The following is an 8,608-nucleotide window of genomic DNA, read 5'->3' as shown; positions in this document are numbered from 1 at the left end:
CGCATCACTGATGATACGGTCCCGGCCCAGTACCAGGCGGAATAGGCCGTGTTCTCCTGCATCCGCCCTTTAGCTATTTGCCAGTACTTTCTCATGCTCTCCCCCCTGTTCCTGCTTGTTGTACAGCTCCTCAACGATCGTTTCGATCTTAGGATCCGCGATATTCAAATCGCCAATTTCATACATGCTCATCATTTCCGAAATGACGAACGAGCTTTTAACAGTCTCATGGTCAAACGACAGGCTGACCTTTGTTTCTTCTTCATTCGGTAAAACTTCCACCTGACCAATGAGCGACTCAGGCAATACGAACTTTTCCTTATCTGCCAATTCAAAATGGATTACCCTTTGTTGGCCGAATTGTTTTTTAATCTGCTCAAGCCTTCCGTCGTAAAGAATCGTACCGCCATCAATAATGATGATCCGGTCACAGATTTCCTCGATGTCCTGCATGTCATGTGTAGTCAGCAGCACTGTTGTGCCCCAGTGCTGATTCATTTCTTTAATAAACTTTCTGATTTTAACTTTTACCGCAATATCCAGACCGATCGTCGGCTCATCCAAGTAAACAACCTTAGGCCTGTGAAGGAAGGCAGCAGCCAGTTCACAGCGCATTTTTTGCCCAAGCGAAAGCTGTCTGACCGGAATACCAAGCAATGGTTCAAGGTTCAGAACTTCAGTGAACATACCGATCGTTTCCTGATATTCCTGCTCCGGAATCTCGTAAATATGTTTTAACAGATTATAAGATTCACGAACCGGGATATCCCAGAACAACTGCGTCCGCTGCCCGAAGACCGCCCCGATATTGACCGCATTCTTCTGACGGTTTTCGTACGGCACCAGCCCGTTCACCGTCACCTTTCCCGAAGTCGGTGTCAGGATTCCCGTCAGCATTTTGATCGTCGTCGACTTCCCCGCACCGTTCGCTCCAATATAGCCAACCGTCTCACCCGGCTCAATGGTAAAATTAATCCCCTTCACCGCATGCTTCGTCTCATACTTCCGGTTAAAAAGCGACTTGATTGCCCCCTTAAGACCAGGGTCGCGCTTCACCAATTTATATTCCTTCTTCAAATTCTCAACTGTAATCACATTATCACTCTCCAAGAACATACATTCGATTTTTAGGCACAAAAAAACCACAGACATCCCAGTCCATGGTTACGCATTTATTTTAACATGACAAAAATAAGCGCTACTACACACAATACAGGCAGGTCGAAGGTAAACCATATGAAATTATTGTTGCTGTTCCATTAGTTGTGTTAATCATTTCGACTGCCTCCTTAGGTTATTTGAATACTTTCATATTGTACCTGTAAAAGAAAATTTTGGCAACAATGTCATAGTATAATTTTTAAATTTTATTATTTAACTCTGTTATTAAAGGAATCTAATATTTGTTGATGAAATTAATAGATAAGGGGGATTGTTATGATTAAAAGATTAAAGGCTTCATTATCACTTATCACTTGGAATTTGCTTGTAAATCTAGTAGGGAAATCTATTTTAGTTACAAATAAACAACGCTATTCTCTTTATAGGATTGCAGGAATGAGAACTGCTTCATCTAACATTAGATCGGGATGTACTTTCCGTGGTAAGAGCATTTTTATAGAACGTGGTGTTTTTCTTAATCATAACGTTTTTATAGATGCTTGGGAGAGCGTTACCATAAAAGAGAATACATCAATTGCATTCGATGTATTAATTTGTACTTCAAGTCATAGGATCGGTACATTACAAAAAAGAGCAGGAGAATCAAAAAGAAAACCAATTATTATCGGAAAAGGATGTTGGATAGGAGCCAGAGCAATAATTTTACCTGGTGTAAATATAGGAGATGGTTGTGTTATTGCTGCTGGAGCAGTAGTTATTGAGGATTGTAAGCCAAACACATTATATGCAGGGGTACCAGCTAAAGAGATTAAGCAGTTATAATCTAAAACTGCCCCACCCAAAAAAGGTGGGGCAACAATTCAAATGAAACAAAAGCTTAATTTTCCAAATTCTTACATTTTATCTTATTATAATCGATTAAATGGTTAAGTGATTCAAAGTGTCCTCCGTCACCAAACTGCTGAAAAATATTCATTTTCCTAAGAATCCCGCCAAGGTCAAGGTCGTTGCCGACAAGGTAAAGGTTCTGTCCTCGCTCTTTCAACTGTTCCTTAAGCTGCAGCAGAAGCAGTGCACCGGAAGCATCAACAATCGTTACTTTTTCTATATCTATAACTATATTAGGATTGCTATCCGAACTGATTGTCTTCGTTATTAGCTCTGTGGCCCCAAAGTAAAGCGGTCCTTCCAAGCTATATACCTTTAAACCATTTTCCGTTTTACTATTAATCTTGAAACCTTCCTCACTCATCCGCTTCATGAAAATCAGCGCACTCATGACAATGCCGACGCCAACTGCTACCATCAGGTCAATGGCTACTGTTAAAATCATCGTCACCAGCATGACCGCTGCGTCTGTGCGAGGTTCGTCCTTAAGAATTTTCAAGCTGTCATAATCGAACATTGTAATACCTGTCATGATTAAAATCCCCGCTAGGACTGCGAGTGGAATTTCTTCTGCAAGTGGTCCGAATACCAGCATGAACAGCAGCAAAGCAATACTATGAACCATTGCTGATAAAGCAGTCTGCCCCCCGCTTCGCAAATTGACTACTGACCTCACTGTTGCACCGGCACCCGGCATAGCACCGAACAAACCGGCAAGGGTGTTACCAATCCCCTGGCCAATTAACTCTTTATTGCTCTTGTGCTTAGTCCCTGTCATATTATCCATTACGACAGACGTAAGCAAAGAATCTATAGAACCAAGAACAGCGATGCTTGACGCTGCAGGAATCAATTGAATGATCACACCCAAGTCGGCAATCGGCAGATGAAGTTGTGGCAAGCCTTTTGGAATTTCTCCAATTCTCTCTGCGGTGTCAAAGAAAATGAAGTCGTTTATAAATGGCAGTGTAAAATGAACGGCAGGAACTACCTTTTCCAGTAGGATTACTGCCACAGTCCCTAAAATCAGCGCCATCAAGCTTGGCGGGATAATCTTGATCCACTTCATAGCAACTAGCATAAAGACAATAGTCAGCAGCACGACTAAAAAGCTGCCCGTGACATACTGCAGCTGCCCCATGATAATGATGATGGCAATTCCGTTCATAAAACCGCTAACCACCGGTAATGGAATGAATTTTAAATAATTGCCTGCCTTCAAGATCCCGAAGACTATCTGAAAAAGCCCTCCCATGAACGCAGCAATGAACGCATACTCCAGTCCCTGAGTAGCCACAATTCCAGTAAAGATAATCGTGATTGGCCCAGTCGGACCAGTCACCTGCCCCTTCGTCCCGCCAAACAAAGCCGCAAAAAAACCAGTTATGATGGCACCATACAAACCAATGATGGCTCCATCCGAATTACCCGTCGCCTGCATCCCAAAAGCCAACGCAAGCGGCAGCGCAACAACCGAAACCGTAATCCCGGCCAATAGTTCACGCTTCAGCGTCTGAAACATGTACGATACGCCTTCTTTCTTATTCTTTTATAAGAAAAATTATACGCCTGATAAAATGGATTCTGAATATGAAAATAGTAAAAAGAAATGAACTTTTTTAGAGGAGTTGTAAAGAGGCTGACTGGTCAAACAATCTGGACCAGCCAGAAACCATGCAAGCAAATGACTGTGGTATAACTTGCAGTTGCAAACAGTGTTATACCTTTAACAAGCCTTGTTTTAGGGACTTTTTTATACACTATAAACAAATATAAAGTCACAGATAGACATAGCTTGAGTGTTAAGAATAGTCTAAGGTCTATTGAATAGATCCTCTCCATCAACGGATTGGCTTCGGTTATCAGTGAACTTTCTATCCCGGCAACCGTTAGGGCTGCGTCGACAAGGTTGAGTAGGGAAAGATAATAGAATAACAGGACCAAGTGTGCTTCACCTTCCTTTTTCATATTATTATTCCCAAGCAACTCAACTCAAACACTATTTCTTGACCGGGAGAATCGTTGCAAGTATTTCCTTCATCGTATGACTTGCAGTGTCATAACTAAAATATTGATAGTCAATGTAATCTGTATATTTCTTGTAAAAGCTTCTTCCATCCTTTTTATCACTAAACTCCAAGTACTTCCTGGCAGATTTGTATGGGAAAGGCTTAATATAATCTAGAAAAGGAAACTCTTGATAGACAGATGAAAGCGTCCGAATAATCCTCTTTTTGGTTTGGTGCTTTCCAGCCATGTTTAACAATAAATGAAAGTCTACATCTTCCTTAAAAAGTCGAATCAACTGTATAATATCGAGATGGTATTTTAGGGAGTCGAGATTATGACGCCATCCATGCAGAATAATCATGTACAAGACATGGAGACTAGAAAACTCTTTAATAGAAGAGTATTGCTTTAACGGCTGCGCCGCCTGCCAAAATTCTTCAATATCGAACCGCGCTGTGGATTCCTTCAATAAATCCCAGTGCAGTTCAACCACCAAAGGAATCTCTGATCCCGGAAGCTGCTTGCTGTAGCTGCAATGAAAATGGCCAGGAATTCTTTCCTCTTCCACTGTAAAACCTAGTTGTTTTACTAATTCCACAGCTGCATCAATTTCGTATTCCTTCACCAATAAATCTATATCCGACGTCTTCCTTGCACCCAAGCTTCCAAAATAAGATTCAGCAAAACCAACACCCTTTAGAGGAATGACTTCGATACCTCGCTCTTCGAATGCATTAAGAAGCTGATTTGTTTCGTGATTTACAAATAAGTTAAGCTGCATGGTTTGAAAATACTGCTCTTTTAGAGATTGGCGGAAAAAGTCTGGAACTTGATCGAGCTTACCTTGGCTTTTCAATAGATGATAGACCTGAGGAGCAATTGCAACTATTTCCTGATTTCTTAAAAGCTCCTCATAATAGACTTCATCACCTGGCAACTCCATGTCATATATATATAATGCTGACAACAATTGATTCATCATTTTTTAAAACTCCATTCACTTAGAGACCAAGTATAGTTGTTCAGACTTTTTAGGTTTCAGTACAGTTGAATTCAACTTTCTGTAAAGACCATTTTCTGAAATCAACTCCTCATGAGTACCTGTCTGTACTACTTCCCCTTCATCCAGCACAATAATTTGGTCAGCATTCTGGATTGTGGATAGTCTGTGGGCAATCACAATGGTCGTCTTTCCGCTCATTAAATGCTCGAGTGCTTGTTTTACCTCAGATTCAGTATGGCTATCCAAAGCCGATGTGGCTTCATCCAGCAGCAGGATTGGCGCATCCTTTAAAAAGGCTCTTGCAATAGCGATTCGCTGCTTTTGACCTCCAGACAGTTTAATCCCTCGTTCACCGATCTCCGAATCATATCCTTGATGGAGTCCCATTATGAAGTCATGGATGCAGGCCTGTTTTGCAGCCTCCATCATTTCCACTTCTGAAATCCCTTCCCTCGCCAATGACAGGTTTTCACGAATGGTCCCGGCAAATAAAAAGGTCTCTTGCGGCACATGTGCAATAGCGCTTCTTAACTCTGAGAGTGCCATTTCTTCAGTCGAAATTCCATCAATCAAAATTTTTCCTGATTGCGGCTGGTAAAAACCTTGAAGCAGATTGAACAACGTCGTTTTCCCCGCCCCGCTCGGACCTACAAGAGCGACCATTTTCCCTGGTGGCATTTGCAAACTTAAGTTTGAAAAAATCATTTTATTTTCATCGTAACTGAAAGTAATATTCTTAAACTCTATAGATTTCATGTTTGATTTTACAGGCGAGTAAGCTGCTAGTTCTAGAGAAGCGACAGGTTTTTCGACCAATTCAATGATTCTCTCAATGGCAGTGATCGATCTCTGGAAACCGGCCCATTGTCCCGCCAGGCCAGTCAGCGGATAAACAAGATAGCCAACGAGATTGGTGAAAGTCAATAAAGAGCCAATCGACATTTCTTTTTGGTAGACAAAATAAGCACCTAGCGACAGACAGGTAAGAAAAACAACAGAGCTGATCAAGTACCCTCCTGAATAATACCAGCCCTGCAGCTTCGCATTCTCAAGCTCTAATTTAAAATAATCATCATTTTCACGAGTGAATTTTTCAAAGACCTTCTTTTCAAGAGTAAAAGATCGTATAACTTGGAAGCCCTGAAAAGTTTCACTTAAAGTATTGTTGATTTGAGCTATCAAACTATGAAGCTTGCGCCCATTCCGTTTTAGCAGCAAGCCAAATCCTGCCCCAGCTACAATCGCTATTGGAGCGACCAGGATGCTAATCATGGATAAAACCCAATTTATTTGGAAGAGATAAATGAGGATGGCAATATAGGTTAGCGGCAGACGGATTAGATTAATCAAGCTGCTGCCAGTGACACCATCAATGCTATGAATATCATTGGTAAAATACGAAAGAAGGTCCCCGGAACGAAGATTAGAGGCAACACCTGCAGGCAGGCTGAGAATATGCTTAAATAAATATTCCTTCAAATCCTTTTTCAAGCCATTAGAAGCAATCGTTTCAAAATAAATATCACAGAAATTCGAAATGATATTCAGAACAGTTAGTCCAATCCCGATCGGAATCAGCCTTTTCATTTCCTCGAAATCACTGCGAATCGCCGCGTCGGTAATACTCCCGAAAAACCAGGCAAAAGCAATCTTAAAGAATATATCGAACCCTAATAAAAAAAGGAGTGCCGAATAAGCCTTCCAATGTTTAATAAAAAATGGCTTCAACATCGAAAAGGTTTTACGGATATCCTTCATTGAAAAGTACTGACTAGCAATCGTTATAAGCTGTTCAATTTTCGCCATAGCGTACTCCATATATCTGCATAATGAGATTTCCAGTTAAGATATCTTCTCAGCATTCCTGACATGGCAGGCAATGTCATGATCAGCTTTCCCCATAGTTCAACTGAAGCACTTTGCACGGATAGATTGAATCTATACTTTTTAATAGAAGTAAGTTTTCCGATGATTTGTTCAGGTCTAGCGGGCAAGTCATATCCCAGATTAGTGTCACCTTTGAAAATATAAAGGTGTGCTTCCTTGCGAATAAACCGATGAGCAATTAATTGCCCCTGATCTGTGTGGAATAAAATAATGTCTCCCTTCACCAAGGAGCCAGGGCTGCATGGATTGAATCTGCATACATCCCCTCTCTTGATTAACGGAAACATACTGTTCCCATGAGCAGGCAGTTCAAGATAGCCATCTTTCTCAATTGCAACCTTAAAAAAAACAATCGTTTCTTGATCAAATAGCATGGCGAATCAGCCCGCACTTTTTTAGGTCGGTTAGAAATCTATCAATCGAATCTTTTTCGCATTCTGCACCGTATTCCTGGTCAATTGCTGTGTGTAGACTATCCACCGTCTGAGCCACACCAAGCTTCAGCCAGCAAAATCCCCCAAGATCATTCAGCCTCGTGACCGTATATTGATCAGTATCCAGAATGATCCACTCATCCTCAATATGGGTCGCCTCAAAACTATTTTTTTGAATAAATTGAACCATTATGAAATCAGCTCCCAAAATGTAGGATCTTTACGAAAATACAACTCATAAACAGGAACCTTTACTACCAAGGTCCGTAATAATCCCATAATACGCTGCGTTTCAACCGGATCATGGCTCCAGTAAAATACCTTATCCATTAGCGATAACAACGCATCAGGCTTCCGCATCTTTTCTATTCTGTTACTCTCCGCCTGGTGCAGGAGCTGGATGCCAGCTAAAGATCTTGGCTGTTGATAACCTGTGGATGGCAATTCACTTCGGAAAGGCGAATCAAATACAGTGATCCCATTCTCCGAGATTTTAACAATTGTGGCCTCGTCAGATAATAGAGCACGTGGTTCCGAAAGCCTTGCAGCAGTCGACTTCCCTGCTCCCGATTGTCCGGCAAAGATTTGCGCCTTGCCATTCTCAATCGCGCAGGATGAATGAATCAACAAACCCCAGTTATGGTAGACGATATACGAGCTGTAGAGATTCATTAGGGCATGCTTTAATGCAAGTTCGTCGTGGACGTGGATGGTAGCTGATGTGTAGTCTGGGGTGGATTCTATTAGGTAGTCGGATCTTTTGAAGGTGATTTTTGACGAATCTTTTTGAACCTTCACATGGTAATCGGTAAAGGAGGTACCAAAGCCATCAAAAATATCCACATTCATATCTACCTTTTTAATACAACTATGACTTAGCATGAATGATTCCTCTGCGAAATTCTCTATAATTTTAGATCGAAAACTAACTTTTAGTGAATGCTCGCCTAAATTTCCCCATAAAAGTCTTTTCATAATAAACTCCAAATTGTATTTATTTAGTTAAATATCTCCTCTTGTATTATTACTTATTCTTATGGTCCTTCTTGTCTGGATATGGCTCATGTGGATATTTCTTGCCATCACTTTTTCCATCATCCCCTGAAACCGGGCCGCGTCCTTTATTCCAGCTTTGTGACGTTTCAAATTGAATAGGCTGGTGGCTTAATACTATGGGGCGGATTTCTATTTTTTCATTTGACATATACTATCCCTCTCCCGTTCATTATATAGAACGATAAAATTAAAATAAAAGAGCATTTTT

Annotated in this window: 10 protein-coding genes; 1 reads left to right on the top strand and 9 read right to left on the bottom strand. The window is 41.0% G+C overall.

Going from position 1 to position 8,608, the window contains the following annotated elements:
* Positions 1-69: 69 nt before the first annotated feature.
* Positions 70-1,095: an ABC transporter ATP-binding protein gene (locus ACH0QE_RS06075; protein ID WP_415799799.1), complete on the bottom strand. Its 1,026-nt coding sequence runs from the start codon at positions 1,093-1,095 to the stop codon at positions 70-72.
* Positions 1,096-1,437: 342 nt separating this feature from the next.
* On the opposite strand from ACH0QE_RS06075, the gene ACH0QE_RS06070 reads away from it, so the two are divergent.
* Complete coding sequence (locus ACH0QE_RS06070) at positions 1,438-1,944, top strand: acyltransferase (protein ID WP_415799798.1); 507 nt, start codon at positions 1,438-1,440, stop codon at positions 1,942-1,944.
* 55 nt (positions 1,945-1,999) lie between these two features.
* On the opposite strand, the gene ACH0QE_RS06065 is transcribed toward ACH0QE_RS06070, so the two are convergent.
* The 8 genes from ACH0QE_RS06065 to ACH0QE_RS06030 all read right to left on the bottom strand — a co-directional run bounded on the left by ACH0QE_RS06065 (position 2,000) and on the right by ACH0QE_RS06030 (position 8,548).
* Entirely contained in the window at positions 2,000-3,532 is a 1,533-nt protein-coding gene (locus tag ACH0QE_RS06065; protein WP_415799797.1) for a SulP family inorganic anion transporter, read from the bottom strand.
* Positions 3,533-3,657: 125 nt separating this feature from the next.
* Positions 3,658-3,978: a DUF5658 family protein gene (locus ACH0QE_RS06060; protein ID WP_415799796.1), complete on the bottom strand. Its 321-nt coding sequence runs from the start codon at positions 3,976-3,978 to the stop codon at positions 3,658-3,660.
* Positions 3,979-4,009: 31 nt separating this feature from the next.
* Positions 4,010-5,002: a nucleotidyltransferase domain-containing protein gene (locus ACH0QE_RS06055; RefSeq protein ID WP_415799794.1), complete on the bottom strand. Its 993-nt coding sequence runs from the start codon at positions 5,000-5,002 to the stop codon at positions 4,010-4,012.
* A 15-nt stretch (positions 5,003-5,017) separates the two neighbouring features.
* Complete coding sequence (locus tag ACH0QE_RS06050) at positions 5,018-6,829, bottom strand: ABC transporter ATP-binding protein (RefSeq protein WP_415799793.1); 1,812 nt, start codon at positions 6,827-6,829, stop codon at positions 5,018-5,020.
* On the bottom strand, positions 6,805-7,284 hold the full coding sequence (locus tag ACH0QE_RS06045; protein WP_415799792.1) for a S24/S26 family peptidase: 480 nt from the start codon (positions 7,282-7,284) through the stop codon (positions 6,805-6,807). The genes ACH0QE_RS06050 and ACH0QE_RS06045 overlap by 25 nt, the downstream gene beginning before the upstream one ends.
* Entirely contained in the window at positions 7,274-7,534 is a 261-nt protein-coding gene (locus tag ACH0QE_RS06040; protein WP_415799791.1) for a PqqD family protein, read from the bottom strand. Before ACH0QE_RS06040 ends, ACH0QE_RS06045 begins: the two co-directional genes overlap by 11 nt.
* On the bottom strand, positions 7,534-8,226 hold the full coding sequence (locus ACH0QE_RS06035; protein WP_415799790.1) for a hypothetical protein: 693 nt from the start codon (positions 8,224-8,226) through the stop codon (positions 7,534-7,536). The genes ACH0QE_RS06040 and ACH0QE_RS06035 overlap by 1 nt, the downstream gene beginning before the upstream one ends.
* Positions 8,227-8,368: 142 nt before the next feature.
* Positions 8,369-8,548 carry a hypothetical protein gene (locus tag ACH0QE_RS06030; RefSeq protein ID WP_415799789.1) on the bottom strand — a complete coding sequence of 60 codons (180 nt, stop codon included), beginning with the start codon at positions 8,546-8,548 and terminating at the stop codon, positions 8,369-8,371.
* Positions 8,549-8,608 lie beyond the last annotated feature (60 nt).

The organism is Mesobacillus sp., assembly GCF_047739415.1.
Lineage (GTDB): Bacteria > Bacillota > Bacilli > Bacillales > Cytobacillaceae > Mesobacillus.
Note: the sequence above shows the minus strand (reverse complement) of the source record. Positions and strands in the feature narration are given on the sequence as shown.

Bases quoted from the DNA above. Each gene is read 5' to 3' on its own strand.
- ACH0QE_RS06030 (WP_415799789.1), bottom strand. From the start codon at position 8,548: ATGTCAAATGAAAAAATAGAAATCCGCCCCATAGTATTAAGCCACCAG.
- ACH0QE_RS06035 (WP_415799790.1), bottom strand. From the start codon at position 8,226: ATGCTAAGTCATAGTTGTATTAAAAAGGTAGATATGAATGTGGATATT.
- ACH0QE_RS06065 (WP_415799797.1), bottom strand. From the start codon at position 3,532: ATGTTTCAGACGCTGAAGCGTGAACTATTGGCCGGGATTACGGTTTCG.
- ACH0QE_RS06070 (WP_415799798.1), top strand. From the start codon at position 1,438: ATGATTAAAAGATTAAAGGCTTCATTATCACTTATCACTTGGAATTTG.
- ACH0QE_RS06055 (WP_415799794.1), bottom strand. From the start codon at position 5,002: ATGATGAATCAATTGTTGTCAGCATTATATATATATGACATGGAGTTG.
- ACH0QE_RS06050 (WP_415799793.1), bottom strand. From the start codon at position 6,829: ATGGCGAAAATTGAACAGCTTATAACGATTGCTAGTCAGTACTTTTCA.
- ACH0QE_RS06060 (WP_415799796.1), bottom strand. From the start codon at position 3,978: ATGAAAAAGGAAGGTGAAGCACACTTGGTCCTGTTATTCTATTATCTT.
- ACH0QE_RS06040 (WP_415799791.1), bottom strand. From the start codon at position 7,534: ATGGTTCAATTTATTCAAAAAAATAGTTTTGAGGCGACCCATATTGAG.
- ACH0QE_RS06045 (WP_415799792.1), bottom strand. From the start codon at position 7,284: ATGCTATTTGATCAAGAAACGATTGTTTTTTTTAAGGTTGCAATTGAG.